Raw genomic sequence first — 25,118 nt, 5'->3', positions numbered from 1 at the left:
CCCTGCTCGAGATTACGCGAGCGACGGGAGCTCATGCGGTCGGCAGGTGTGAGCGATCAGCTGCGCTCGATGGCCAGCGCGACACCCTGACCGCCACCGATGCACAGGGTCGCCAGACCCTTCTTGGCATCACGCTCGATCATCTCGTGTACCAGCGAGACCAGCACACGGCAGCCGGAGGCACCGATCGGGTGGCCGAGGGCAATGGCGCCGCCATTGACGTTGACCTTGTCGACATCCCAGCCCAGCTCCTTGTTGACCGACAGGGCCTGGGCGGCGAAGGCTTCGTTGGCTTCGATCAGGTCGAGGTCTTCCAGGCTCCAGCCGGCCTTCTTGAGGCACAGGCGAGTCGCCGGGGCCGGGCCGATGCCCATGATCTTCGGATCAACACCCGCGTTGGAGTAGGCCTTGATGGTCGCCAGCGGCGTCAGGCCCAGCTCGCGGGCCTTGTCGGCGGAGCACAGCATGACCACGGCAGCGCCGTCGTTGAGCGCCGAGGCATTGCCGGCGGTGACGGTGCCGTCCTTCTTGAAGGCCGGGCGCATGCCGCCGAGCTTCTCGGCCGTGGTACCGGCGCGCGGATTTTCATCGGTATCGAAGACGATCGGGTCGCCCTTGCGCTGCGGGATCTCGACCGGGACGATCTGGCCCTTGAAGCGGCCAGCTTCGATGGCTGCGCAGGCCTTCTGCTGAGAGGCGGCTGCGAAGGCGTCCTGGGCTTCACGGGTGATCTCGTATTTCTCGGCCAGATTTTCGGCGGTGATGCCCATGTGGATGTCATTGAAGGCATCCCACAGACCGTCGTGGACCATGGAGTCGATCGCCTTCCAGTCGCCCATGCGCTTGCCGTCACGCGAGTTGGGCAGCACGTGCGGAGACAGGGACATGTTTTCCTGCCCGCCGGCCAGAATCAGCTCGGCATCGCCGCAACGGATGGCCTGGGTGGCCAGGTGCAGCGCCTTGAGGCCAGACCCGCAGACCTTGTTGATGGTCATGGCGGGCACGCCTTCCGGCAAGCCTGCCTTGATGACCGCCTGACGTGCCGGGTTCTGACCGCATCCTGCTGTCAGCACCTGACCCAGAAGCACTTCATCGACCTGATCGCCACTGACACCCGTGCTGGCGAGGATATCCTTGATGACATGTGCGCCGAGATCCGCGGCGGAAATGCCAGCCAGGCTGCCACCGAAGGCGCCTACGGCGGTACGACGGGCTGCTACGATCACCACATCCTGCATCTGAACGCTCCTGTTCTCTTGCGAGACTGTCTGAGTCAATTGGCTGCGACTATGGCCATGCCATCAAGCGGGCGAGGCGCAGTCCTGCTGAGGTGAGATTCCAGCATAAGGCAGTTTTGTGCGGTGCGGCAATCACCAAAGGGCATCTCCAGTGTCAGCCTTTAGCCATACGTATCGCCTGTCCAGACGGCACGACGCCAGCGCTCTGACAGGCAGGGCTGGCGTCGTGTTGGAACGCTCGCGGCAGGCTCAAGGCCTGAAAGCATCAGCCCTCAGGGCGTGAAGCGGCAGGCAGCAAGGGGGGGGGCTCAGGCCATCTGGACCGGGATGGCGTTGGCCGTATGGCTGACGTCGTTGCCTTCCATCAGATAGACCATGGAGGGCTTGTGCGCGTCCAGTTCGCTCTCGGCGTAGTGGGCGAAGGCGCAGATGATCACGCGGTCGCCGACGTCGGCCTGGTGGGCTGCGGCGCCGTTCACCGAAATGATCTTCGAGCCTTCTTCGCCGCGAATGGCATAGGTGGTGAAGCGCTTGCCGTTGTCCACGTTGTAGATCTGGATCTGTTCGTACTCACGAATGCCTGCCATGTCGAGCAGGTCGCCATCGATGGCGCAGGAGCCCTCGTAGTTGAGGACGGCGTGAGTCACGCGGGCCATGTGCAGCTTGGCCTTGAGCATGATGGCTTGCATCAGGATGTCTCCGGTTGAGCGCCACCGGGCGCAGATCAAGGCCCTGGGACCAGGGCCATGGCGCGTCTGACGTGGCGGACAGTGCCACGCCAGGGTGCAAGGCGGCGCAGTCTAATCAGGCATCAGGCCACCGGCAAGGCGACCTTCAGGTTATCGAGCAGGCGCGTACGGCCCAGGTGTGCGGCGACCAGAATCACCGCCTCGCGCGTGTCATCCTCGACCGGCCCCAGGTCAGCCGCGCGGCGCAGCTCGAGGTAGTCCGGCTTGAAGCCGCTCTCGCTGATGGCGGCCAGTGCCTCGCGCAGCGCCACATCACGCGCCACGCCCTGCTCAAGGCGAGCCTTCAGGGCGTCGAGGCACTGCTTGAGACGCGGCGCGATGACGCGCTCCTGCTCACTCAGGTAGCCGTTGCGTGATGACAGCGCCAGCCCATCCTCGGCACGCACGATGGGCACACCGATGATCTCGATGCCGAAGTGCAGGTCGCGGTTGAGCTTGTGGATCACGGCCAGCTGCTGGAAGTCCTTCTCGCCGAAACAGGCGACTTCAGGGCGTACCAGATTGAACAGGATGCTGACGACGGTGGCGACGCCATCGAAGTGACCCGGACGGTTGCCGCCGCACAGGCCTTCGGAAACGCCCGGCACCTGCACGTTGCACAGCCCGTCGCGGCCCGCGGGGTAGAGTTCCGCCGTCGAGGGGGCGAACAGCAGGTCACATCCTTCGGCGGCCAGCGCATTCTGGTCGGCCTCGAGGGTGCGCGGATAGCTGTCGAGGTCTTCGCCGGGGCCGAACTGCAGCGGGTTGACGAAGATGCTCGCGACGACCATGTCGGCGTGGCGGCGCGCTTCACGGACCAGCGACAGGTGGCCGGCATGCAGATTGCCCATGGTCGGCACCAGCGCGATACGCAGGCCATCGCGGCGCGCCTGGGCGAGTTGCTCGCGCAGGACGTTGATCTGGGAGACGGTTTTCATCAGAAGCCGTGCTCCGGCGCCGGGAAGCTGCGCGTCTTGACCGCCTGGTGGTAGGCGGCGAAGGCCTCCTGCACGCTGCCGGCATCGCTCATGAAATTCTTGACGAAGCGCGGCTTGCGGCCGGGCGTCAGGTCGAGCATGTCGTGCATGACCAGGATCTGGCCATCGACATCCACGCCGGCACCGATGCCGATCACCGGCACCTCGACGGCATCACGAATGCGCGCGGCCAGCTCGGACGGCACGCATTCGAGCAGGATGATCGCGGCGCCTGCGGCTTCCAGCGTGCGGGCATCGGCGATGATCTGCTCGGCACGTGCCTCGTCGCGACCCTGTACCTTGTAGCCGCCGAAGGCATGCACGTGCTGTGGCGTCAGGCCCATGTGCACGCAGACCGGCACGCCACGCTGGACGAGCGCGGTGACGGCATCGGACAGCCAGGCTTCGCCTTCGACCTTGACCATCTCGGCGCCGGCACGCATCAGACGCGCCGCATGGTCGAGCAGGATATCGGTGCTGGCATTGCTCATGAAGGGCAGGTCGGCCATCAGCAGGCTGCCTTGCTTGCCACGTGCCACGGCGGCGGTGTGGTAGCAGATGTCATCGATGGTGACGGGCAGGGTGCTGGTATGGCCCTGCAGGACCATGCCGAGAGAGTCGCCGACCAGCAGCACTTCAATGCCGGCATCGCTGGCAAGATGAGCAAAGGTGGCATCGTAGGCGGTGAGGCAACTGAACGTCTCACCATCGGCCTTGAGGCGGCGCAGGGTGCTCAGGGTGACGTTTTTCATCGGGACGCTTACTCGTTGCGGCGCGTATGACGCGGCTGCCCGTGGCGTCGAGCAGCCGCGATCGCGAGAAGGCCGCCGAGGGCGGACTGCGGGCGACACGGGCCGGTGTTACCAGAAAGTGTTACCGCACAGGCCAAAGTGGGCACGACGGTAACAAGATGGCGAAACTCTACTCCTGAGGTCCGAGGGGGAGCAAGTCATCGCCCTCAACTCGAGACGCCAGTATTTCGAGATTCTCCTCGCCCAGCACGCTGAGGCGCTGCGGGCCCAGCAGGTCAGCCAACGGACGCATCACGAAACCTCGTTTGAGCATTTCGCGATGGGGCACGACGAGACGCGGCGTCGAGATCCTGCTGTCATTGAAGAGCAGCAGGTCCAGATCCAGCGTACGGGGGCCCCAGTGACGCAGCCGCAAGCGGCGATGCTGCTGTTCCAGGGCTTGCAGTTGATCGAGCAGGGCGAGGGGAGACAGGCGGGTCGATAGCTCGGCGACGGCATTGACGAAGTCGGGCTGGTCCTGCGGGCCGACCGGCTTGCTGGCATACAGGCGAGAGTGTCGCGTGCAGCGGGTCAGCGGCAGCCGGTCGAGAGCCTCAAGCGCGCGCTCCAGTTGAGCGCGCGGATCGTCAAGATTGGCACCGAGGCCAATCAAGGCTGTCGAAATCATGCGGAGTTCCTGCGTGGAGACGGCAGTGGCTCAGACGAGCCACTGCTCAGCCCTGGCCGCGACCATTGCGCCGACGCTTGCCGCGACGCTTGGTGCCGACCGGCTTGCTGCCGGCGGGGCCTTCATCGGAGACACCTTCGATCATCGTGACCTGGGTGCGAGCATCGACTTCCTGGAAGTCGGTCCACCACTTGCCCAGCCCCGGCTTCACTTCGCCGGCGAATTCGCGCAGCAGCAGGAAGTCGTAGGCGGCGCGGAAGCGCGGATGCTCGCGGGTCTGGAAGGCGCGTTTGCCACGGCGACGCGGCAACTTGGCCTGCATGTCCCAGATCTCGCGCATCGGAATGCTGAAGCGCTTCGGGATCGAGGTGTGGTTGAGCTGGCGAGCGATCGCCTGCTGAGCCGCCTGGTGAGCTGCCGGAATATCGGGCATGCCACTGGCGATCAGCTGGTCGGTACGCGCCTTGACGCCCGGCCACAGCAGGGCGGCATACAGGAAGGCCGGCGTGACCGGCTTGTCTTCGCGGATGCGATCGTCCGTGCTGGCCAGCGCCTTCTCGATCAGCGGCATGGACCACTGATAATGCGCGAAGCTCTCTTCCGTCTCGGGGAACAGCATCTGGAACAGACCAAACTCACGCAGGAGATGGAAGGTTTCCAGTGCATAGCCGGACATGAACAGCTTGAGCACTTCCTCGAACATGCGCGCCGGCGGAATCTGCAGCAGCAGCGGGGCCAGTTCGTACATCGGTTCGGCCGTGGCCTCCTCGATGTCGAAGTCCAGCTTGCCGGCGAAGCGGACGGCACGCAGCATGCGCACCGGATCTTCGCGATAGCGTGTTTCCGGATCACCGATCAGGCGAATCATGCGCGCTTCGATATCGCGTACGCCATTGGCCCAGTCGTGGATCGTGAAGTCGGACACGTCGTAATAGAGGGCATTGATCGTGAAGTCGCGGCGCAGCGCGTCCTCCTCGATGGAGCCGAAGACGTTGTCACGCAGCAGCATGCCGTCTTCCGACTGCTGGGTATGCTGGCTGGGCGTGCTATCGGCCGGCTTGCCGCGGAAGGTGGTGACCTCGATCACCTCACGACCGAAGCGCACGTGCACGATACGGAAACGACGGCCAATGATGCGGGCATTGCGGAACAGCTCGCGGACCTGTTCCGGCGTGGCGTTGGTGGCCACGTCGAAGTCCTTGGGGCGTTGTCCGAGCAGGGCATCACGGATACAGCCACCGACCAGATAGGCCTGATATCCACCGCTTTGCAGGCGATAGAGTACCTTCAGCGCATTCTCGCTGAGCTGGCGGCGGGATACGGGATGCTCATCCCGCGGTATCACACGCAGGCTGGGCAATGGGGCCGCGGGCGCGTCAGTTGCATTGAAAAGCGTCTTCAAGCGGTCACCGGGGCGTTGTAGAAAGCGGGTAAATCCTTTGAGCATGCAGCGATTCGACTCGTGCGTGGCAGGCCGCCCAGTGTAGCCGAGGGCAGATACCTTGGCAAAGCGCCGGTCTGCCATCCAGGGGCCGACTCTGCACTTCAAGGCGTCTGACGAGGCGAAAATCACCTCTCAGACAAGGAAAAAGGGAGACCGATCACTCGGTCTCCCTTGCAGGTAGGGTACACGCATCCTTGAGCGGATGTTCTTTTTCGTGATGGCGCATCGCCCTGAATACGCACCACAGTCACAAATCAATGCAGACAGATCCTTCGTGTTGCAGATCATGTTGTTGTTGTCTGGCTGTCTGTTCGGTGACCATCTCGTATTCAAAACAATCTTCCATTCACCGACGGCTGAGTAGCCTCCCCCCGCGAGTTGTTGTTGTTTCGGGGGTGATCCGGGGTCGAGCCTGTTGTTCTTGTTGGTGCTCGAGGCCGGATTCGTCGCGTCCTGGTCAGTAGATTCCGGACTGCCGATATCTTGTTGTTGTTGGATCGGCGGATGATGAACTGCGGCCGTTTGTTCTTGTTTTGGCTCTTGCCTGTCACCACTCATGTAGTGAGGCATGCGGTTCATCATCAATGTCACGCGCTCGACGGGTATTGTTCTTGTTGGTGTCGAGGGTTTTCGAAGCATTGCGCGTTCTTGTTGTTGTTGGGCGCGCTTCGTATTTCCGGTTGTTCTTTTTCTTGACCGTGTTATTGCATCGGATGTGCCACAGCTTAAAAAAAACCAGCAATTCAGTCATTTAGACATAGGTCGCTGAGACGTGAGGTGTAGAGAGGTGCGAGGTGTTACCTGACGTGCCCATTGGTGCGCTGGATGGGGTCATGATTTGGGGTCGATGGTAACAATTGGTGCGAAGGTCTAACGAAGTGCCTTGCAAGCTAATGATTGAGCTGGGTTTTTTGCGAGTCTTTCGACACTAAAGTCTAGCGATGCCCTCGATGATGTGGAGATCTGTGGCAGGCAAGGCGGCGCCGCAGGCGGGTTGCTCGCTCGGGAGGGCACCTGCATGGTGCAGTAGCTTCAGCGCAGTAACTTCAGCGCAGTGACTTCTGTGCGCCAGCGTCAGTGCTCCAGCGTCGCTCCAGCTTCATTACGCCAACGTCAGTTTGCGGGAGAGCTGCGGCGGCCCTTGCGACGTGGAATGCCCAGGCGCTGACGTCGCTCCCAGAGGTTCTTGCGGCTGATGCCCAGGCGGCGTGCGAGCTCGGTCTCGCTCATGTGGTCCTGATGCTCGAGCACGAAGTGCTGGAAGTAGTCCTCCAGCGAAAGGTCTTCCTCCTCACTGGCATCGCCGACCACCGAGAGGCCGCTGCGTGGGGTGTCCGCAGGCGGTGGCTGACCCATGTCCTGTTGGCTGGTCGCGGGTTGCCCTGTGGCAGGCGCTGCGGCCGTCTCGGGACTTGCGTCCCTGGCGGCGCTTTTCACTGTGCCTTTCATCGCTCCTTTCGCCGCCCCTTTGCCCGCTGTCTTCGGCGTCTGAGCAGTGGAGGGTGCCGCCGGGTCGGCCGTTGCGGCGGGCGTTGCCTGAAGCGGCTGCCCTGAGGGCGTGCGCAGGCCGAGGTCTTCCGGGGCGATGATGCGGCGCTCCGCCAGGATGACGCCACGCTCGAGGGCGTTTTCCAGCTCACGGACATTGCCGGGCCAGGCGTAGTGATGGATTTCCTGTCGCGCCCGTTGAGAGAGTCGCATGCCGTCACGGCCATGCTTGCGGGCGATGCCGGCCAGCAGGTGCTCGGCCAGTTCCAGCACGTCATCGCCGCGCTCACGCAGGGGCGGCAGGTCGATCTCCATCACGTTCAAGCGGTAGTAGAGGTCGAGGCGGAACTCGCCGCTGGCCGAGAGCTGATGCAGGTTGCGGTGGGTCGCGGCGATGAGGCGGATGTCGACGTAGCGGGTCTCGATGGCCCCCACGCGGCGAATTTCGCCCTCCTGCAGCACTCGCAGCAGACGTGCCTGGGCATCCAGCGGCAGTTCACCGATCTCGTCCAGAAACAGCGTGCCGCCGTCGGCGGCTTCGATCAGGCCGGTGCGCGAGCTGGTGGCGCCGGTGAAGGCGCCTTTTTCATGGCCGAACAGCTCGGACTCGATCAATGTCTCGGGAATGGCAGCGCAGTTGACGCAGATCAGCGGCGCCTGATGGCGTTCGCTCTGACGGTGAATGGCGCGCGCGACCAGCTCCTTGCCGGTGCCGGACTCACCGAGCACCAGCACGGTGACATCGGCGGGCGCAACCTTGCGGATGCGGGTATAGACCTGTTGCATGGCGCGACAATGGCCAATCATCTCCACCGGCTTGTTGGCCGTGCCAGCATGTGCCTGGGGCGGAGGGGGCGCGGCACTCGGCGTCCCCTGGCGTGGCAGCGACAGCGCATCTCGCACGCTGCGCGCGAAGGCCTGCTGGTCGAACGGCTTGGGCAGATAGTCGGCTGCCCCCGCCTTCAGGCAGCCGATGGCGGCGTGCAGGCTGGGATTGTCGGCCAGCAGCAGCACGGGAGTTGGCCGGCTGGCGCGCAGGATCGGGTCGGCATGCTCTCCGGCCAGTTCGCTGTCGCAGATCACCAGCGCGAAGTCGGCGGGGTGCTGCAGACGGGCATCCTCCAGGCCGCTGGCCTGCACCACGTCGTGACCCTCGCGCTCCAGCAGATGCTGCAGCGTGTTGCGCGAAGCACCTTCCTTTTCGACGATCAGAATCCGGGCCATGGGGTGATGTCGCTCGCCTGAGGGTGTGCATGAGGGAATGACTGTCGTTCGAGTCTGTCCTGTTCCCACAGGGGAGGCAATCCGACAATCGTGGCTGTTGTCAGGCGTCCCGAGTGCATGGCGTGTCTGGTCTCAGCTGCCCTCATCGGTCCTTGGCATTGGAGCAGTGGCCGCACTGAGTGACGGCGCGGTGCCGACCGCCGCGAGTGACCAGCGAGGAGTGGCGTGGGCGAGTTGCTCAGCGGGGCTGGCGGTCGCCAGTTCGGGCGGCGGCGCCTGACCGAGCAGCGTCAGGGTATGGTGCAGCAGTGTTCGAATCGCGCTAGTGTCTTCCGGCAGCGCCGGCGCCAGATTCTGCTTGGAGAGCTTCTGGCCATTGGCGGCCGTGATCAGCGGCAGGTGCGTCAGGCGGGGCATCGGCAGGTCAAGCGCGGCCTGCAGCAGACGTTGCCAGGGGCTGTTGTCGAGCAGATCGAGCCCGCGCACGACATCGGTGATGCCCTGCTCGGCATCATCCACCACCACGGCCAGCTGATAGGCCCACAGGCCATCGCGTCGCTTGAGCACCACATCGCCGAGCGTGGCGAGATCCAGCTGGACCGCGCCCTGCAGGCGGTCCTGCCAGCCAGCGATGGCCCGAGTGCCGCCGAAGCGCTCTGCCGCACGCACATCCAGCCGCCAGGCATGCTCGCCCGTGGGAGGCTCGGTTCGCTCACGGCACCAGCCGGGGTAGATGGCATGCTCGCGCCACTGCTTGCGCGAGCAATCACACGGGTAGGCGATACCACTGGCCTTCAGTTGCTCTAGTGCCTCGGCGTAGGCGGCGTGACGCTGGCTCTGATAGCGGAGCTCGCCATCGCGCTGCAGGCCGAAGGCATCCAGCTGGCGCAGGATGGTATCGGCGCTCCCGGCGGGGCAGCGCGGCGGGTCGATATCCTCGATACGCACCAGCCACTCGCCGCCGTGATGGCGGGCATCGAGATAGCTGGCGACAGCGGCCAGCAGTGAGCCCGCATGCAGCGGGCCGGAAGGGGTAGGGGCAAAGCGGCCACGGTAGGCGGTAGGCATGTGGGCTCCGTCATCCTTCGTGGTGGGGAATTCGCAGGCAGCAGGGCCTGAACGCATACGGGCACCGCTCCGAGGAGGGTGCCCGTATGGGGGATGAGGGCGACGGCCTGACGTCGCTTCATCGACAGCAGGGCTTAGCGGCCCAGCTGCTTTTCCTTCAACTCGGCCAGCGTCTTGCAGTCGACACACTGGGTAGCGGTCGGACGTGCTTCCAGACGACGAATGCCGATCTCGACGCCGCAGGCTTCGCAGAAGCCGTAGTCGTCTTCATCGATGTTCTCGATGGTCTCGTTGATCTTCTTCAACAGCTTGCGCTCGCGATCACGTGTTCTCAGTTCGAGGCTGAAGCCTTCTTCCTGAGTGGCACGGTCTGCAGGGTCCGCGTAGTTGTTGGCATCTTCCTGCAAGTGACGCACGGTGCGATCGACCTCTTCCATCAGCTCCTGTTTCCAGTCCAGCAGGATCTGACGGAAGTGCGCTAGCTGCTTCTCGTTCATGTACTCTTCACCCGCTGCCGGCTCATACGGGGTGAATTTCTTAAGCGCTTCCGGCTTGGTTTCAGCTAAGGGCATGGGACCGCCTCATTCCGCAAGGTGACTTGGGCCGTCGACAGTCTGTTGCACTGCCTCCTTGGCCACGGCGAGGGGGCTGTCCTGACTGCTGCCCTCGCGAGAAGATCAGCTTATTTAGCGTAAAAATGACAAGTTTGCAACCGATCTCCGACGATAGTTTGTAGCGGGCAGTGGTCCGGCGTGTACCGGCAAACACCGATTTTCCTGCACGAAGGGGCTGGGAATGGGCCTTGGCAGGCGCCTAGAATGAAGCTCCCATCCTGAGGAGTGCTGTCATGCCGTTTGCCCGCCGTCTTGAATCCGTCGCTGCCTTTCGCGTGATGACGCTGCTGGAAGCCGCCCAGGCGCGCGAGGCCGCGGGCCATGACGTCATTCATCTGGAAGTGGGTGAGCCCGACTTCCCGACCCCCGCGCCGGTGATCGCCGCCGGGCAGGCGGCGCTGGCGGCCGGTCAGACGCGCTACACCCCCGCCTGCGGCCTGCCGGCCCTGCGCGAGGCCATCGCGGCAGACTACCAGCGTCGCCACGGCGTCACGGTCTCTCCCTCCCGTATCATCATCACGCCCGGCGCCTCCGGTGCCTTGCTGCTGGCCACATTGCTGTGCGCCGAACGTGGCGACAGCGTGTTGATGGCCGACCCGACCTACCCCTGCAATCGCCACTTCATGGGCCTGGTGGATGCCCAGCTGGATGTGGTGCCCGTCAATGCCGAGAGTGGCTGGCAGCTGACCGCCGAACTTGCCGATGATTTCTGGCGCGAGAACACGCGGGCCGTGATGGTGGCATCGCCCTCCAATCCCACCGGACACGTGCTGTCGCCCGAGGAATTGAAGGCGCTGGGCGAGCTGTGCCAGTCGCGTGATGCGCATCTGCTGGTGGATGAGATCTATCAGGGGCTGACCTATGGCGTGCCTGCGCACACCGCACTGGCGGAGTGCCCCGATGCCTTCGTCATCAACAGCTTCTCGAAATACTTCGGCATGACGGGCTGGCGGCTGGGTTGGCTGGTGGCGCCTGAAGCGGCGGTCGAGCCCTTGTCACGCCTGGCGCAGAATGTCTTCCTGGCTGCCTCGACGCCTGCCCAGCATGCGGCGCTGGCAGCCTTCACGCCGGAATGCGAAGCGGAGCTCGAGCGTCGTCGGCAGGTGCTCGAAGCCCGCCGTGGCGTGCTGCTGGCCGGGCTTGAGCGTCTGGGACTGGCGCCGTCGGTGCCGCCGCAGGGCGCCTTCTACGTCTGGCTGGATATCTCGCATCTGAGTGATGACAGCGAGGCCTTCTGCCGCGCACTGCTGGAAGAAGAGAATGTCGCCATCACGCCGGGCACGGACTTCGCGCTGGCCGAAGGGCGTCGCCATGTGCGTATCGCCTTCACCGCCGATGAGGCGCGTCTGCGCGAGGCCCTGGCTCGCATGGAGCGCTTCCTTGAGCGGCGTGACACTCAGGCGGGAGTGTCGGCTTGATGGCGCTTGAGGGGCTGTATCGTGGTCGTCTGATCCGTCGCTACAAGCGCTTCTTCGCCGAGGTGGAGCTGCTCGAGGGTGAGCGGGCCGGAGAAGTGGTGACGGCGCATTGCCCGAATACCGGCTCGATGCGCGCGGTGTGCGTCGAAGGTTGTGAGGTATGGCTATCGCCCTCCGACAACCCCAAGCGCAAGCTCGCCTGGACCTGGGAGCTGATTCGCCTGCCCCTGGACCCACCCAGCGCTGACGGCCGGCGTGAGGCCTTGGTGGCGGTGCATACCGGACGTGCCAATGCCCATGTCGAGGCGGCGCTGCAGCAGGCCAGCGTCAGCGTGCTGCACGACATGGGGCTTGCCGACTTTGCGCGCCTCAAGCGCGAGTCGCGTGTCGAGGTCCTGCTGCCGGGTAATGACATCCCGGAACGCTCACGGCTCGATTTCCAGATGTGGCCGAAGGAGGAGGGCGCGGCCTCGATCTATCTGGAGGTCAAGCAACTGACGCTGCGTGAAGCCGATGGTCATGGCTATTTCCCGGACTCGGTGAGTACGCGTGCACAGCGTCATCTGGCCAGCCTCGCGGCGCTGGTCGCAGCAGGGCACCGCTGCGTGCTGGTGTTCTGCGTCGCCCATGTCGGGATCGAGGATGTCGCACCGGCGGCGCATCTCGATCCGGCCTATGCGCAGGCCTTTGCCCGGGCGCAGGCCGCTGGTGTCGAGGTAGTGGCGCTGGGCATGCAGATCACGCTCGAGGAGTACCTTTCGGACGCGGGTCAGCCGCTGTGGCGAGCAAGACTGGGTCTGACGCACGCGCTACCACTGCATGACGCGCGCTTTGCTGGCTGATCAGGTCGCTGGCGCTCAGCCTGTCAGTCAGCGCTCGCCTCTCTCCATAATCTCTCTATCATCTCTCCCTCATTTCTCCACCGCTGCCTGCGGCCTCCCATAGCAGCAGCTGTGCTTGTGAGGCGTCGTTGTGCACCAGCTCAACGTCCAGCGCGGTCAAGCGTTGGCCGACGCAGGGTCCGCTGATGCAGGTGCCGTGATGCGGTTCGAAACAGGCCTGATGGCGGTGGCAGAGGATCAAGCCGCCGGTCGCGTCCATGTAGGGATCGCCAGTCTCGTCCTCGGTCAGCATTCGGCTGCCCTGGTGCGGGCAGCGGTCGAGGAAGGCGCGCGGGCCATCGGGTTGCATCACCAGCAAGGCCGGACGGCCATCATCGAGCGCCAGTGTCATGCTGCGGCCGACGGGCAGTGATGGCAGGGGCAGCCTCAAGCACAGCCTGGATGAGGGCCCTTGGGGGAGGGTTGGTGGCCTTTCGGACATGAGGGGGCTCGCATCGGGTATCATGGCAGCGTTGGCACGCTCTCTTGTGGTCTTTTACCGTGTCTTGCCGCTTCCTTCCATGCCGGGTCATCTTCATGTCGCTATTTCGCCGCTCGATCACTTCCAGCTTCCGCTCCAGCAACGAATCCGAGACGCCTGAGCTTGCGGCCGGGGTAAGCCGTCGCCAGTTGCTGGCCGGCATGGTCGCCTCGGCGGGCGGGCTTTCCGTGCTGGGCACGGCACTGGCCAGCCCGCTCGCGCAGGCCGCTCAGCCGGCCAACGGGCCGTTGCCACCGCTGCCGGCCTGGCATGACCCCAAGGCATCCCACCCGTTGCTGGGCAGCATTCTGGTCGCGGAGGGCAATCGTCGTCTGTCGCCAGCGGCGCTGGTCGATTGGAGTCAGGCGCACTCGATGGTGCTGCTGGGCGAGCATCACGACAATCCGGACCATCACCAGCTGGAACGCTGGTTGATCGATGCGCTGGTCGCGCGGCGTCAGCTAGGTGGTGTGGCGCTGGAGATGCTGGACACGACCCAGGATGCCGCCTTGTCGCTGGCCAATCGTACGTCGCTTGCGGTCGCCGGATTGCCGGATGACGAGCTTCAGCAGTTGCTGGCCTGGAATGCGCGCTGGCCCTTCACCGACTACGCCCCTCTGCTGCGCGGAGCGCTGGACAGTGGCGCGCCGCTCGCCTCTGCCAGCCTGTCGGCGGCACAGCTGGAGGCCAGCATGGCACCGGGACAGTCGCCGTTGGCGCTCCCGGAAGCGGTGCTGCGTCTGCAGCGTGAGGCACTGGATGAAGGCCATTGCGGCCTGCTGGGCGCAGAGCGCCTGGATGCGATGCTGCGTGCGCAGCTGGCGCGGGATCAGCAGATGGCAGAACGCCTGGAGGGCCTGGCGGCCGATGGCGCCACCAGCCTGCTGGTGTGTGGCTCAGGCCATGCCCGTCGTGATATCGGCGTGCCGCGCTGGCTGGACGGCAGCACGCTGTCCGTGGCGCTGATGCCGGTGGCCTGGGATGACGCGGGTCAGCCGCTGACACATCTCACCGATTATCTGCCGGAGAGTGCCGGTGCGGCGCCGGCCTATGACCTGGTGTGGTTCACGCCGGCGACGGCGCCAGTCGCGGATGCCTGTGAAGGCCTGCGTGAGACGATGCAGACGACCGTCAGCTAGCGGTCAGTCAGGCCCTGCTTAGTCAGCCCTCGGACATCAGGTACACCACAGCGGCCTGAATTGCCGGCATGAAAAAAGGCACCTCTCGGAGGTGCCTTTTTCGTTGGTGCTACCTGCGTGGCGCGACCTGAAGAGTGACGCGATCAGGCGTTCTTGAGATCCGTCGCGCTGTCGGCACGACGACGCGGTGCCTTCTGCGGCGTTTCGTCTTTGTGACTGTCATTGTGGCCGTCGTTATGACTATCGTTGCTGCCGGCCTGCTCACGGAAGCGGTCTTCGATATAGGTGATGCGCGTGCGGCCGTGGGGCACCGGCTTGAAGTCGGCATCGACGCTGACCAGCACGATGCGGTCGATGGTCAGGATGCGCTCGCGGGTGATCTTGTTGCGGATCTCGACGCACAGCGAGATCGAGGTGCGACCGAAGGCGCTGGCGGTGATGCCCAGTTCGATGATGTCGCCCTGACGCGCGCTGGAGACGAAGTTGATCTCCGACATGAACTTGGTGACCACGCGCGAGGTACCCAGCTGGACGATGGCGTAGATGGCTGCTTCTTCATCGATCCAGGCCAGCAGGCGTCCACCGAACAGGGTGCCGTTGGGGTTGAGATCTTCAGGCTTGACCCATTTGCGGGTATGGAAGTTCATGCACTCTCTCCTCGGGATGCCGGCGCACCTCACCGGAAGTGCGTGCCGTGATCCTCAGCTGCGTTTACCCCGAAAGTATATAGACTTTAGTTGCGACTGTCTGTGCATGGCCCGGATAGCGCAGCGCTATCGCGGCGCGGAAGAATCGGTGGCGTCATGACGCGAAACGGCCGACAGGAGTGTCCTGTCGGCCGTTTTCTTGCGGTGCCTGGCGCTTGGTCTGTGGCGACTGCTGTAGGGCGCCTGAACTCAGCGCTGGTCGGACGGGCAGTTGTCGCGGCAGACGCGGAAGATGGCCACTTCCCCGAACAGGTTCGGCCACCAGGTCGCCGCCGGGTGTGGCTCGTGATCGCCATTGCCGACCGCGCGGTCGATGATCTTGAGACCCTGAGCGCGACACAGGCGCTCGAAGTCCGCGAAGGTCGACAGGTGGATGTTCGGCGTGTCGTACCAGGCGTGAGGCAGCGACTTGGAGACCGGCATGCGTCCCTTGAGACCAAGGTGCAGGCGGTGACGCCAGTAGGCGAAGTTGGGGAAGGTGATGATGGCCTCACGCGAGACGCGCATCATCTCCTCCAGCGCACGGTCCGGGCGACGCAGCACCTGCAATGCCTGGGACATCACCACGCGATCGAAGGTGTCATCGGCGAAGTTGGCCAGGCCGTCATCGACATTCTGCTCGATGACGTTCACGCCACGGGCGACACAGGCACTGATGTTGTCGGGGTCGATCTCCAGGCCATAGCCGAAGACCTGCTTGGTCTCCTTGAGGGAGGCCAGCAGGGTGCCGTCACCGCAGGCGAGGTCCAGCACGCGCGCGCCTTCGGGAATCCAGTCATGAATCTGGGCGAGATCGTTACGCATGGCTGGTCTCCTTGGTGCTCGGCTTTTGCGTGGCTTGGGCGCCACAGGCGTGGTCGTAAGCGCGAGTCAGGAAGTTGCCCAGCACCGTCTCGTAGCGTTCGCCCGGCAGCAGGAAGGCATCATGGCCGTGCGGCGAGTCGATGTTGGCGTAGCTGACCGACTTGCCGGCATGGATCATGGCATTGACCAGCTCGCGAGAGCGTGACGGCGCGAAGCGCCAGTCGGTGGTGAAGCTGACCACCAGTACCGGGCAGCTGATCGGCGCCATGGCCGCGGACAGGTCATCGCCTGCCGTGGCGGCAGGATCGAAGTAGTCGAGCGCCTTGGTCATCAGCAGGTAGGTATTGGCATCGAAGGCGGTGGAGAAGGTATCGCCCTGGTGGCGCAGATAGCTCTCGACCTGGAAGTCGACGTCGTAACCGAAGTTGAGGCGGTCCTGACGCAGATCACGCCCGAACTTGGTGCCCATCGAATGCTCGGAAAGATAGGTGATGTGACCGACCATGCGCGCCAGCTTGAGGCCGCGCCTGGGCACGGCATCGACACGCGAGTACCAGCCGTCATGGAATTCCGGGTCAGAGCGAATCGCCTGACGCGCGACTTCATTGAAGGCGATGTTCTGCGCCGAGAGTTTCGGCGTGCAGGCGATGATGGCGACGTGGCCGACGCGATCAGGGTGGTCCATCACCCACTGCAGCGCCTGCATGCCACCCAGCGAGCCGCCGACCACCGCCGCGAAGCGGGTGATGCCGAGAGACTCGGCGAGGCGCTTCTGGCTCTCGACCCAGTCCGGCACGGTCACCAATGGGAAGTCAGGCCCCCATTGCTCGCCCGTCTCCGGGTTGATCGAGGTCGGGCCGGTACTGCCGTGGCAGCCGCCGATGTTGTTCAGCGCGATGACGAAGAAGCGCGAGGTATCAATGGGCTTGCCGGGGCCGATGTAGTCGTCCCACCAGCCAGGCTTGCGGTCGCTCATGGCGTGATAGCCAGCCGCATGATGGTGGCCGGTGAGGGCATGACAGATCAGGATGGCGTTGCTGGCGTCCGCGTTCAGCTCGCCGTAGGTCTCGTAGACCAGCGAGTACTGCTCGAGGCGTCTGCCGCAGGCCAGCTCCAGCGGGGTATTGAAGTGGGCAGTCTGAGGCGTGACGAGACCGACCGAATCCGGGGGCAGGGAATCAGGCATCGTGGTGAAGGTTTCCAGCATCATGTCCAGCAGAGTGTTCGGGGCAAGGCCCGTGTCCGGGGCGCGAAGCCGCGGTGATGCGCCTTGTGGGCGTCTCGTGCACCGTGGTTCTGACTTCGGCCGAGGGCTCACTCTAGCACAGCGTGCGCACGCGTGATCCAGTGAGACTTGATGCAAGAGCGCCCGCCACGGGAGTCCGTGGCGGGCGCTGATCTCGTCGGCCTGTGCGCTGGGCGCGAGCGAGCCAACCTTGCTGGCGGAGCGCCGGCTTAACTGAAGGCGCTGCGCAGCATACCCAGTGACGGCAGGGTCTGGTTGATCAGGCTGCCGACCAGATTGAGCGCGATGAACACGAAGATCGGGGACAGATCGAGCATGCCGATCGACGGGATCACCTTGCGCACCGGCTTCATGATCGGATCGACCAGCTGGTGGACCAGGATGGCGCCCGGGTGGTTGGCCTGCGGTGCGACCCACGACAGGATGATCATCGCGATCAGGGCGAAGAAGTAGATGTTGATGATGCTGTCGAGAATGGTGCCCAGCGCCGTCAACGCGATGAAGCCGACCGGCAGCATGCCGCTACCGAACAGGGCGCCGATCGCGACCAGCACCAGGCTGACGACGATGAAGGCCGCGGCCAGGGTGGCGATGTCGAAGCGACCCAGCGGGCGCAGGATGCCCTGCAACGGGGCCACCAGCGGGTTGGTCGCCTTGACCACTGACTGGGTGACCGGGTTGTAGAAGTCCGCGCGGGACAGCTGCAGCAGGAAGCGCAGCATCAGGATGTAGACAAACAGTTGCAGCAGGATGGTGACCAGCTGAAGTCCGATATTACCCATAGCACCCATGGGGCTTTCCTTAAGACGGTGAGAAGTGGGCGCGCGATAGTGCACGCGTCATGCCGCTAGCATGCCAACAACAGATGAACAGCGCATGATGGCCTGTTGTGACCCGGGCTGCCAGCGGCCTGCAGGAGTTGTCAGTGGGGCAGAGGCTGTCAGCGATCCAGCTCGCGGGCAAGCTCGGCGGCGCGCACGCTGGAGGCCTTGGCGGCGCGCGCGACGATCTCGCGCAGGCCATCCTCCTCGAAGCTGTTGATGGCGCGCTCCGTGGTGCCGTTCGGTGAGCACACGCGGCGGCGCAGCTCGGCAGGCTCATGCTCGCTGGAGAAGGCCATCTCGGCGGCACCGCGGGCGGTCTGGATCGCCAGGCGGCGCGCGGTCTCGGCGTTCAGCCCCAGCTCGATGCCTGCCGCTTCGAGTGACTCGATGAACAGGAAGAAGTAGGCCGGGCCGGAACCGGAAATGCCGGTGACGGCTTCCAGCAGGCCTTCTTCCTCGACCCACTCGACGATACCGACCGCAGTCAGCATCTCATCCATCAAGCCACGTTGCTCCTCCGTCACCTGGGCGGTGGCATAGAGGCCGCTGGCACCGACACCGACCAGTGACGGTGTGTTGGGCATGCAGCGGATGATGGCGAGGTCGCCGCCCAGCCAGCGCTCGAGGCTGTCGCAGGTGATGCCGGCCGCGACCGAGACGATCAGCGGCTTGCGGTTCTGCACCGCAGGGGTCAGCGCCTGGCAGACGTCATGCATCATCTGCGGCTTGACGCCCAGCACCACGACATCGGCTTGCGAGACGGCGTAGGCGTTGTCCTGGGTCGTGCTCACGCCGTAGCGCTGCTCGAGTGCATCGAGTGTCTCGCGCGAGCGAGCCGTGGCGATGATGCGGTCCGCGGGATAGCCGGCATCGACCATGCCGCCGAAGATGGCGCTGGCCATGTTGCCGGCGCCGATGAAGGCGATGGTGCGCGGTGTAGCGGTGCTCTGGTGCGTCATGCGGTGCTCCTGATCATTCAGTGGAAGGGCTGGCGGCAAGCTCGAGAGCCTTGCGTGAGCGTTGGGCTTGCATCAGCGAGCGTTGGACTCAGTGGACGTGGGAATAGTCACGTGCGCCGAAGATGGCAGTGCCGAGGCGTACCAGTGTCGCACCTTCAGCGACGGCGGCCTCAAGATCCGCGCTCATGCCCATCGAGAGCGTATCGAGCCGGGCCTGCGGGTAGCTGGCGGCGGGGAAGCGCGTCTGCAGTTGCTCCAGCAGCTCGCGCAGCTGGCGGAAGGGCGCACGGCGCTCGGTCTCACTGGCATCGGCGGCGCAGGGGGCCGGAATCGCCATCAGGCCGCGCAGGCGCAGCCCGGGCAGCGCGATCACCGTCTCGGCCAGCGCCAGCAGTCCCTGCGGCGCCACGCCAGCCTTGGAGGCTTCGCCGGAGATATTGACCTGCAGGCAGACATCGAGCGCGCCCAGCTCACCGGGGCGCTGCTCGCTCAGGCGGCGTGCGATCTTCTCGCGTTCCACGGTATGCACCCAGGCGAAGTGCTCGGCAATGGCGCGCGTCTTGTTGGACTGGATGGGGCCGATGAAATGCCATTCGATATCGGTGAGGTCCGACAGCGCCTGCTGCTTGTCCAGCGCTTCCTGCAGGTAGTTCTCGCCGAAGGCCCGCTGGCCGGAGTGCCAGGCTGCGCGCACCAGCGTGGCGGGTTTGGTCTTGCTGACGGCCAGCACTTGCGCCGAATCAGCGTTGCGTTTACTTGTCTGCAATGCCTTTTCCAGCCGCGCGCGGGCCTCTAGGATACACTGGGTAACACAAGCTTCGTCGTCGGGGACTGCGGTCATGCGGCTCGGCTCCAGAATTTTTGGAACAACCTGGCGATGGCTGGCACGGTATCAGGCGTGTCATCAATAGCATGAGCGTGACAGGCCTGGTGACATGGTGCTCATCGCACTATCTACTGAAGAGCCACTTCACACTTTCACCAGAGTACACAAGACTCGTTGGTACAAGAGCTTCGGTCTTCGCGAGGGAACTGCATGGATATTACCGAACTGCTGGCTTTTTCGGCAAAACAGAACGCGTCGGATCTTCACCTGTCCGCTGGTTTGCCACCGATGATTCGTGTCGACGGTGATGTGCGGCGCATCAATGTGCCGTCAATGGATGACAAGCAGGTGCGCGCGCTGATCTACGAGATCATGAACGACAAGCAGCGCCGTGACTTCGAGGAATTCCTCGAGACCGATTTCTCCTTCGAGGTGCCGGGTGTCTCGCGCTTTCGTGTCAACGCCTTCCATCAGGGGCGTGGCGCGGGGGCCGTCTTCCGTACCATCCCCTCGGAAGTGCTGACGATGGAGGATCTGGGGCTCGGTGAAGCCTTCCGCAAGATGTGCATGCTGCCGCGCGGCCTGATTCTTGTCACCGGGCCGACCGGCTCCGGTAAATCCACCACGCTGGCGGCGATGGTCGATTACATCAACGAGAACAAGTACGACCACATCCTCACCATCGAGGACCCGGTGGAATTCGTGCACCAGTCCAAGCGGTGTCTGGTCAACCAGCGTGAAGTGCACCGTGACACCCACGGTTTCGCGCCCGCGCTGCGCTCGGCGCTGCGTGAAGACCCGGATGTCATTCTGGTCGGCGAGCTGCGAGATCTCGAGACCATCCGCCTGGCGCTGACCGCGGCCGAGACGGGCCACCTGGTGTTCGGTACCCTGCACACCACCTCCGCGACCAAGACCGTCGACCGTATCATTGACGTCTTCCCCGGCGAGGAGAAGTCGATGGTGCGCTCGATGCTGTCCGAGTCCCTGCAGGGCGTCATCGCCCAGACACTGCTCAAGAAGATCGGCGGTGGCCGGGTGGCGGCTCACGAGATCATGATCGCGACGCCTGCCATTCGTAACCTGATCCGCGAGGACAAGGTGGCGCAGATGTATTCCTCCATCCAGACCGGTGGCGCCCTGGGTATGCAGACACTGGATGCAGCGCTGACGCGTCTGTTGGCGGAAGGGCTGGTGACCAATGAAGATGCTCAGGCGAAAGCCAAGGGCTTGTTGAGCTGAATTCGCCGGGAGTACCGACAATCACGTTGCAGGTAGGTGGGGCAGGGGCCGGAACACGTCAACTTTTCAGGTTCATGGGACGGCATTTCAGCGCGAGGCCTTGGGCGCGACTCTCAAGGCGCATATCGGGATACAACTCATGACTCCTCATGAATGGCTGCATGAACTTCTGCAGTTGATGGTCAGCAAGGGCAGCTCGGACCTGTTCATCTCCACCGGCACACCGCCGCAGATGAAGGTCAATGGCCGCATGGTGGCGCTGGGTGACAAGAAGCTGAGTGTCGATCAGGTGAGAGAGCTGGTGCTCGCACCGATGAGTGACATGCAGCGCGAGCGCTTCGAGGAAGAGCGCGAGGCCAACTTCGCGCATAGTCTGCCGGGAGTCGGGCGCTTCAGGATCAGCGCCTTCTACCAGCGTAGCCAGATGGGCATGGTGATTCGCCGCATCCAGCTGTCGATTCCCAGCCTGGAAGAGTTGCGGCTGCCGGAGATCATCAAGGGGCTTTCCGAGACCAAGCGTGGTCTGGTGATCTTCGTCGGCGGCACCGGCGCCGGCAAGTCGACCTCGCTGGCGGCGATGATCCAGCACCGCAACCAGACCTCGAGCGGGCATATCATCTGCATCGAAGACCCGATCGAGTATATCCACCCTCACCAGCGCTCCATCGTGACGCAGCGTGAAGTGGGGATCGATACCGAGTCCTTCGAGGTGGCACTGCGCAATACGCTGCGCCAGGCGCCGGACGTGATCATGATCGGCGAGATCCGCTCGCGTGAGACCATGGAGCACGCGCTGACCTTCGCCGAGACCGGTCACCTGTGTCTTGCGACGTTGCATGCCAACAATGCCAACCAGGCGCTGGACCGCATCATCCACTTCTTCCCGGAGGAACGTCATGAACAGGTGTGGATGGACCTGTCGCTGAACCTCAAGGGGATCGTTGCCCAGCAGCTGTTGCCTCACAAGAGTGGCAACACCACCCAGCGCGTGCCGGCCATTGAGGTGATGCTGCGTTCGCCGCTGATCGTCGATCTGATCCGCAAGGGCGCGGTGGTCGAGATCAAGGACGTCATGAAACGCTCGCAGCAGCAGGGCATGATGACCTTCGATCAATCGCTGTACGCCTTGCATCAGCAGGGCTTGATCACCGAGGAAGTGGCATTGGCGCATGCCGATTCCGCCAATGACCTGCGCCTGATGATCAAGTTCGGTGATTCCGACAGCGCCCAGGAAGCCCAGCTGGATGTCCTGAATGCCGCCAGTCGCTTCTCGCTGCAAGGGGATGACGACTGAGGCGTGTCGGTGATGTTGGCGTAGAGATCGGCCAATCAAGAGCCGCCCTTCTTCTGAGGAAGAGGGCGGCTTTTTCATATTCGCTGAGGATCAGCGAGCGTAGAGGCCGCCCAGCACTCTCGGGCCGCTCGCGCCGGTGACGCTGGGCAGGTTGCCGGGGCGCTCCAGTACTCTGCGCGCCGCGAGCCAGGCAAAGGCGCTGGCTTCGAGCAGGTCTGCGTTCCAGCCCATGTCAGCGCAGGACACGAGGGGCGTCGCTTGCTCGCCTTGCGCCAGGCGCTGCTCCAGCTGCGTGAGCAGGGCGCCATTGCGTGCCCCGCCACCACAGGGTGTCAGCGCGGCCAGTGAAACGCCGGTCTGCTCCAGTGCCTGCACGATGCTCTCGACGGTCAGGCTCAGGAGCGTGGCCTGCACGTCGGCCGGTGACTCGTCGCCGGTCAGGTGCTGTGCCAACCAGTCGAGATGGAAGTCTTCGCGGCCAGTGCTCTTGGGAAGTGGTCGGCGGAAGTAATCGGCCGACAGCAATCTCTCGAGCAAGTCAGGAATCACCTTGCCGCTGGCGGCCCATTGACCGTCCTGATCCACCGCGGTGCCACGATGGCGCGCATGCCAGGCATCCAGCAGGCAGTTGGCGGGGCCGGTATCGAAGCCGATGACGTCAGCCGTGGAGTCCTGAGGGGGAAGTAGCGTCAGATTGGCGATGCCGCCCAGATTGAGCAGCCCATGCCATTGGTCTGGCTGACTGAAAAGAGCAGCGTGGAAGGCGGGCGCCAGCGGGGCCGCCTGACCGCCGGCGGCCAGGTCACGGCGCCGGAAGTCAGCGACGACGGGAATGCCGCACAGCTCGGCCAGCAGGCTGGGGTTGTCGAGCTGCAGGGTGTAGGGCGTGTGGCATGGCCGGTCGCTGAAGCCGTAGGGGCGATGCTCGATGGTCTGGCCATGGCTGCCAATCGCCGTGACATCGTCTGCACTCAGCTGCTGGCGGGTCAGCAAGCGCGTCACTGCGCTGGCGGCCAGTTCGGCCAACGCCTGCTCGGCAGCGGCGAGGTCGGCGAAGCATGCCTCATCACAATGCATCAGCTGCCAGAGACGAGTCCGCAGTGTCTCGGGCAGCGGCAGATCGAGCCCATCAATGAAGCGAATCCGTTCGTGGTCTGGCGAGGAGGGGGTGATATCGAGCAAGGCGATATCGAGTCCGTCCAGGCTGGTGCCGGTCATCAAGCCAAGGTAGAGCGCCATTGGGGGTCTCCCGATCATTGGGGGCGTGCAACAGGGGGGTGAAGCTTGTGAGCACGCCGCTCTGCGGCAGGGGGTGCATGCCATGCTCGTCATGCTAACATTCTCGGCCAACATGCCCCGTTACGAGGGGAGCAGCAACGGTCAGAGAGGGCAGGATGAGCGACAAGTCAGTAGTGGAAGCGCTGGGGATCATCAAGCGCGGTACCGATGAGGTGCTGGTCGAGGAAGAGCTGATCAAGAAGCTCGAGTCCGGGCGCAAGCTCAAGGTCAAGGCGGGCTTTGATCCGACGGCGCCGGACCTGCATCTCGGTCATACGGTGCTGATCAACAAGCTGCGCCAGCTGCAGGACCTCGGTCACGAGATCATCTTCCTGATCGGTGATTTCACCGGCCGCATCGGCGACCCCACCGGCAAGAGCGTGACGCGCAAGCCGCTGACCGAAGAGGATGTGAAGGCCAATGCCCTGACGTATCAGGAGCAGGTCTTCAAGATCCTCGACAAGGAGAAGACGCGCATCGCCTTCAACTCCGAATGGATCAACAAGCTCTCCGCGGGTGACATGATCGAGCTGGCGGCCTCCAGTACGGTCGCGCGCATGCTCGAGCGTGACGATTTCGACAAGCGCTACACCGGCAATCAGCCGATCTCCATCCATGAGTTCCTCTACCCGCTGATCCAGGGGTATGACTCCGTGGCGCTGGAAGCGGATATCGAGCTTGGCGGCACCGATCAGAAGTTCAATCTGCTGATGGGGCGTGAGCTGCAGCGCCAGCGTGGCCAGGAGCCGCAGGTCGTGATCACCATGCCGATCCTCGAGGGTCTGGATGGCGTGCAGAAGATGTCCAAGTCGCTGGGCAACTACATCGGCATCAACGACCGCCCGGGCGAGATGTTCAACAAGATCGTCTCCATGCCGGATTCGCTGATGTGGCGTTACTTCGAGCTGCTGTCGCTGCGTCCTCTCGATGAAGTGAAGGCGCTGATGGCCAGCATCGACGACGGTGCCAACCCGCGTGATATCAAGATGGAGCTGGCGCGCGAGCTGGTGGCACGCTTCCACGATGAAGAAGCGGCGGCGACGGCGCATCTTTCCAGCGGCAATCAGCTGGCCGACGGCGAGTTGCCGGCGGACATGCCGGATGTCACCGTCAGCCTGGAAGGCGCCGAGGTGGCGCCGATCGCTGCGGTCATCAATCGTGCGGGCCTGGCAAACAACAGTGCCCAGGCCAAGGACATGCTCAAGAATGGTCGCGTGAAAGTGGATGGCGAAGTGGTCGAGCCTTCCTATATGGCACCTTTCGATACTGCCATCGTCATCCAGGCGGGCAAGAAGCGCTACGCACGAGTGACCGTGACGCGCTGAGGTGCTGACAGGTATTGAGAAGACGCTGGCGTATGTCGCTCCTGTTCGGCCCCACCAGACATGGTGGGGCCGAACGCGTTGTGAGCGCCTGACATCATTGCGGCGAGATTCTCTCAAGAAAGCCCTTGCCCTCACGGCGGTTCGTGCGTAAAGTACGCATCCGCTGCCGGGGACGCATGGCGTTACCAGCGGTGAAAGAGATTTGCAGGTGACTGTTTTTCTTGATGTTTTTGAAGTCCGCTTCGAATTCATCGATTGACAATCCCGGGCGATTCGCTAGAATACGCCGCACTCCTTACGGAACAGGTGATCGAGCAACGCTCCTCACCGCTTGATGATGCTTAGAGGCAGTCGGCTGACTCATTATCAAGTGCTTGACTTCTCAAGCGTTCCGGGTAGAATATGCCTCCTCGCTTAACAGCGACGCTCTTTAAAAATTTGATCAGGTAATTCGTGTGAGCGCTTGCCGATGAGTGGTGACAAGGTCACCAAAT

The 25,118-nt window shown here is 63.8% G+C and carries 23 protein-coding genes and 2 pseudogenes; 6 read left to right on the top strand and 19 right to left on the bottom strand.

The window, feature by feature from the left end:
- Positions 1-56: 56 nt before the first annotated feature.
- The 11 genes and pseudogenes from R2R70_RS09450 to dksA form a co-directional block, all read right to left on the bottom strand.
- Positions 57-1,238 carry an acetyl-CoA C-acetyltransferase gene (locus R2R70_RS09450; RefSeq protein WP_043333407.1) on the bottom strand — a complete coding sequence of 394 codons (1,182 nt, stop codon included), beginning with the start codon at positions 1,236-1,238 and terminating at the stop codon, positions 57-59.
- Positions 1,239-1,546: 308 nt separating this feature from the next.
- On the bottom strand, positions 1,547-1,927 hold the full coding sequence (panD, locus tag R2R70_RS09445) for an aspartate 1-decarboxylase (RefSeq protein ID WP_216061162.1): 381 nt from the start codon (positions 1,925-1,927) through the stop codon (positions 1,547-1,549).
- Between the two features lie 122 nt (positions 1,928-2,049).
- Positions 2,050-2,904 (bottom strand): pantoate--beta-alanine ligase, encoded by an 855-nt coding sequence (panC, locus tag R2R70_RS09440; RefSeq protein WP_410977896.1) that lies wholly within the window; start codon positions 2,902-2,904, stop codon positions 2,050-2,052.
- Positions 2,904-3,695, bottom strand: a complete 792-nt coding sequence (gene panB, locus R2R70_RS09435; RefSeq protein ID WP_131431142.1) for a 3-methyl-2-oxobutanoate hydroxymethyltransferase — start codon at positions 3,693-3,695, stop codon at positions 2,904-2,906. Before panB ends, panC begins: the two co-directional genes overlap by 1 nt.
- A 169-nt stretch (positions 3,696-3,864) precedes the next feature.
- On the bottom strand, positions 3,865-4,362 hold the full coding sequence (folK, locus tag R2R70_RS09430) for a 2-amino-4-hydroxy-6-hydroxymethyldihydropteridine diphosphokinase (protein ID WP_131431143.1): 498 nt from the start codon (positions 4,360-4,362) through the stop codon (positions 3,865-3,867).
- A gap of 46 nt (positions 4,363-4,408) precedes the next feature.
- A complete protein-coding gene (gene pcnB, locus R2R70_RS09425) occupies positions 4,409-5,809 on the bottom strand; it encodes a polynucleotide adenylyltransferase PcnB (protein WP_131431144.1) in 1,401 nt (466 codons plus the stop codon).
- 129 nt (positions 5,810-5,938) lie between these two features.
- A complete protein-coding gene (locus tag R2R70_RS09420) occupies positions 5,939-6,445 on the bottom strand; it encodes a hypothetical protein (RefSeq protein WP_152965404.1) in 507 nt (168 codons plus the stop codon).
- Between the two features lie 474 nt (positions 6,446-6,919).
- Positions 6,920-7,096: pseudogene (locus R2R70_RS09415) on the bottom strand (sigma-54-dependent Fis family transcriptional regulator); the annotation flags it as partial.
- 501 nt (positions 7,097-7,597) lie between these two features.
- Positions 7,598-8,518: pseudogene (locus R2R70_RS09410) on the bottom strand (sigma-54-dependent transcriptional regulator); the annotation flags it as partial.
- A gap of 132 nt (positions 8,519-8,650) precedes the next feature.
- The gene (gluQRS, locus tag R2R70_RS09405) at positions 8,651-9,586 is read right to left on the bottom strand and encodes a tRNA glutamyl-Q(34) synthetase GluQRS (protein ID WP_410977895.1); all 936 of its coding nucleotides are present in this window, start codon (positions 9,584-9,586) and stop codon (positions 8,651-8,653) included.
- Positions 9,587-9,720: 134 nt separating this feature from the next.
- Positions 9,721-10,158: an RNA polymerase-binding protein DksA gene (dksA, locus tag R2R70_RS09400; RefSeq protein ID WP_043333424.1), complete on the bottom strand. Its 438-nt coding sequence runs from the start codon at positions 10,156-10,158 to the stop codon at positions 9,721-9,723.
- A 275-nt stretch (positions 10,159-10,433) separates the two neighbouring features.
- Between dksA and R2R70_RS09395 the strand changes: the two genes are divergently transcribed.
- Positions 10,434-11,618: an aminotransferase class I/II-fold pyridoxal phosphate-dependent enzyme gene (locus R2R70_RS09395; protein ID WP_410977894.1), complete on the top strand. Its 1,185-nt coding sequence runs from the start codon at positions 10,434-10,436 to the stop codon at positions 11,616-11,618.
- Positions 11,618-12,460: a DNA/RNA nuclease SfsA gene (gene sfsA, locus R2R70_RS09390; RefSeq protein ID WP_410977976.1), complete on the top strand. Its 843-nt coding sequence runs from the start codon at positions 11,618-11,620 to the stop codon at positions 12,458-12,460. Before R2R70_RS09395 ends, sfsA begins: the two co-directional genes overlap by 1 nt.
- Before the next feature lie 58 nt (positions 12,461-12,518).
- On the opposite strand, the gene R2R70_RS09385 is transcribed toward sfsA, so the two are convergent.
- The gene (locus tag R2R70_RS09385; protein ID WP_410977893.1) at positions 12,519-12,851 is read right to left on the bottom strand and encodes a Rieske (2Fe-2S) protein; all 333 of its coding nucleotides are present in this window, start codon (positions 12,849-12,851) and stop codon (positions 12,519-12,521) included.
- 185 nt (positions 12,852-13,036) lie between these two features.
- Between R2R70_RS09385 and R2R70_RS09380 the strand changes: the two genes are divergently transcribed.
- Positions 13,037-14,119 (top strand): ChaN family lipoprotein, encoded by a 1,083-nt coding sequence (locus tag R2R70_RS09380; RefSeq protein WP_410977892.1) that lies wholly within the window; start codon positions 13,037-13,039, stop codon positions 14,117-14,119.
- 143 nt (positions 14,120-14,262) lie between these two features.
- Here R2R70_RS09380 and R2R70_RS09375 read toward each other — a convergent pair whose 3' ends face one another.
- The 6 genes from R2R70_RS09375 to R2R70_RS09350 all read right to left on the bottom strand — a co-directional run bounded on the left by R2R70_RS09375 (position 14,263) and on the right by R2R70_RS09350 (position 19,500).
- Positions 14,263-14,766 carry an acyl-CoA thioesterase gene (locus R2R70_RS09375; RefSeq protein WP_410977891.1) on the bottom strand — a complete coding sequence of 168 codons (504 nt, stop codon included), beginning with the start codon at positions 14,764-14,766 and terminating at the stop codon, positions 14,263-14,265.
- A gap of 249 nt (positions 14,767-15,015) precedes the next feature.
- Positions 15,016-15,630 (bottom strand): methionine biosynthesis protein MetW, encoded by a 615-nt coding sequence (gene metW / locus R2R70_RS09370; protein ID WP_410977890.1) that lies wholly within the window; start codon positions 15,628-15,630, stop codon positions 15,016-15,018.
- Positions 15,623-16,816, bottom strand: a complete 1,194-nt coding sequence (locus R2R70_RS09365) for a homoserine O-succinyltransferase MetX (RefSeq protein WP_192839096.1) — start codon at positions 16,814-16,816, stop codon at positions 15,623-15,625. Before R2R70_RS09365 ends, metW begins: the two co-directional genes overlap by 8 nt.
- Positions 16,817-17,085: 269 nt before the next feature.
- Positions 17,086-17,667, bottom strand: a complete 582-nt coding sequence (locus tag R2R70_RS09360; protein ID WP_410977889.1) for a YggT family protein — start codon at positions 17,665-17,667, stop codon at positions 17,086-17,088.
- Between the two features lie 149 nt (positions 17,668-17,816).
- Positions 17,817-18,659: a pyrroline-5-carboxylate reductase gene (gene proC, locus R2R70_RS09355; RefSeq protein WP_107335685.1), complete on the bottom strand. Its 843-nt coding sequence runs from the start codon at positions 18,657-18,659 to the stop codon at positions 17,817-17,819.
- Positions 18,660-18,747: 88 nt separating this feature from the next.
- Positions 18,748-19,500: a YggS family pyridoxal phosphate-dependent enzyme gene (locus R2R70_RS09350; protein ID WP_107335684.1), complete on the bottom strand. Its 753-nt coding sequence runs from the start codon at positions 19,498-19,500 to the stop codon at positions 18,748-18,750.
- Between the two features lie 195 nt (positions 19,501-19,695).
- On the opposite strand from R2R70_RS09350, the gene R2R70_RS09345 reads away from it, so the two are divergent.
- The gene (locus R2R70_RS09345; RefSeq protein WP_043333445.1) at positions 19,696-20,727 is read left to right on the top strand and encodes a type IV pilus twitching motility protein PilT; all 1,032 of its coding nucleotides are present in this window, start codon (positions 19,696-19,698) and stop codon (positions 20,725-20,727) included.
- A gap of 139 nt (positions 20,728-20,866) precedes the next feature.
- Positions 20,867-22,021, top strand: a complete 1,155-nt coding sequence (locus tag R2R70_RS09340) for a PilT/PilU family type 4a pilus ATPase (RefSeq protein WP_043333447.1) — start codon at positions 20,867-20,869, stop codon at positions 22,019-22,021.
- 90 nt (positions 22,022-22,111) lie between these two features.
- Here R2R70_RS09340 and R2R70_RS09335 read toward each other — a convergent pair whose 3' ends face one another.
- Positions 22,112-23,260, bottom strand: a complete 1,149-nt coding sequence (locus R2R70_RS09335; RefSeq protein ID WP_107335683.1) for an anhydro-N-acetylmuramic acid kinase — start codon at positions 23,258-23,260, stop codon at positions 22,112-22,114.
- A gap of 155 nt (positions 23,261-23,415) precedes the next feature.
- Between R2R70_RS09335 and tyrS the strand changes: the two genes are divergently transcribed.
- Positions 23,416-24,624 carry a tyrosine--tRNA ligase gene (gene tyrS / locus R2R70_RS09330; RefSeq protein WP_410977888.1) on the top strand — a complete coding sequence of 403 codons (1,209 nt, stop codon included), beginning with the start codon at positions 23,416-23,418 and terminating at the stop codon, positions 24,622-24,624.
- Positions 24,625-25,118: the final 494 nt, after the last annotated feature.

It is taken from the genome of Cobetia sp. SIMBA_158 (assembly GCF_046566945.1).
GTDB lineage: Bacteria > Pseudomonadota > Gammaproteobacteria > Pseudomonadales > Halomonadaceae > Cobetia > Cobetia amphilecti.
This window is presented reverse-complemented; position numbering and strand designations above follow the sequence as displayed.

Bases quoted from the DNA above. Each gene is read 5' to 3' on its own strand.
- R2R70_RS09450 (WP_043333407.1), bottom strand. From the start codon at position 1,238: ATGCAGGATGTGGTGATCGTAGCAGCCCGTCGTACCGCCGTAGGCGCC.
- panD (WP_216061162.1), bottom strand. From the start codon at position 1,927: ATGCAAGCCATCATGCTCAAGGCCAAGCTGCACATGGCCCGCGTGACT.
- panC (WP_410977896.1), bottom strand. From the start codon at position 2,904: ATGAAAACCGTCTCCCAGATCAACGTCCTGCGCGAGCAACTCGCCCAG.
- panB (WP_131431142.1), bottom strand. From the start codon at position 3,695: ATGAAAAACGTCACCCTGAGCACCCTGCGCCGCCTCAAGGCCGATGGT.
- folK (WP_131431143.1), bottom strand. From the start codon at position 4,362: ATGATTTCGACAGCCTTGATTGGCCTCGGTGCCAATCTTGACGATCCG.
- pcnB (WP_131431144.1), bottom strand. From the start codon at position 5,809: ATGCTCAAAGGATTTACCCGCTTTCTACAACGCCCCGGTGACCGCTTG.
- R2R70_RS09420 (WP_152965404.1), bottom strand. From the start codon at position 6,445: ATGCTTCGAAAACCCTCGACACCAACAAGAACAATACCCGTCGAGCGC.
- gluQRS (WP_410977895.1), bottom strand. From the start codon at position 9,586: ATGCCTACCGCCTACCGTGGCCGCTTTGCCCCTACCCCTTCCGGCCCG.
- dksA (WP_043333424.1), bottom strand. From the start codon at position 10,158: ATGCCCTTAGCTGAAACCAAGCCGGAAGCGCTTAAGAAATTCACCCCG.
- R2R70_RS09395 (WP_410977894.1), top strand. From the start codon at position 10,434: ATGCCGTTTGCCCGCCGTCTTGAATCCGTCGCTGCCTTTCGCGTGATG.
- sfsA (WP_410977976.1), top strand. From the start codon at position 11,618: ATGGCGCTTGAGGGGCTGTATCGTGGTCGTCTGATCCGTCGCTACAAG.
- R2R70_RS09385 (WP_410977893.1), bottom strand. From the start codon at position 12,851: ATGACACTGGCGCTCGATGATGGCCGTCCGGCCTTGCTGGTGATGCAA.
- R2R70_RS09380 (WP_410977892.1), top strand. From the start codon at position 13,037: ATGTCGCTATTTCGCCGCTCGATCACTTCCAGCTTCCGCTCCAGCAAC.
- R2R70_RS09375 (WP_410977891.1), bottom strand. From the start codon at position 14,766: ATGAACTTCCATACCCGCAAATGGGTCAAGCCTGAAGATCTCAACCCC.
- metW (WP_410977890.1), bottom strand. From the start codon at position 15,630: ATGCGTAACGATCTCGCCCAGATTCATGACTGGATTCCCGAAGGCGCG.
- R2R70_RS09365 (WP_192839096.1), bottom strand. From the start codon at position 16,816: ATGCCTGATTCCCTGCCCCCGGATTCGGTCGGTCTCGTCACGCCTCAG.
- R2R70_RS09360 (WP_410977889.1), bottom strand. From the start codon at position 17,667: ATGGGTGCTATGGGTAATATCGGACTTCAGCTGGTCACCATCCTGCTG.
- proC (WP_107335685.1), bottom strand. From the start codon at position 18,659: ATGACGCACCAGAGCACCGCTACACCGCGCACCATCGCCTTCATCGGC.
- R2R70_RS09350 (WP_107335684.1), bottom strand. From the start codon at position 19,500: ATGACCGCAGTCCCCGACGACGAAGCTTGTGTTACCCAGTGTATCCTA.
- R2R70_RS09345 (WP_043333445.1), top strand. From the start codon at position 19,696: ATGGATATTACCGAACTGCTGGCTTTTTCGGCAAAACAGAACGCGTCG.
- R2R70_RS09340 (WP_043333447.1), top strand. From the start codon at position 20,867: ATGACTCCTCATGAATGGCTGCATGAACTTCTGCAGTTGATGGTCAGC.
- R2R70_RS09335 (WP_107335683.1), bottom strand. From the start codon at position 23,260: ATGGCGCTCTACCTTGGCTTGATGACCGGCACCAGCCTGGACGGACTC.
- tyrS (WP_410977888.1), top strand. From the start codon at position 23,416: ATGAGCGACAAGTCAGTAGTGGAAGCGCTGGGGATCATCAAGCGCGGT.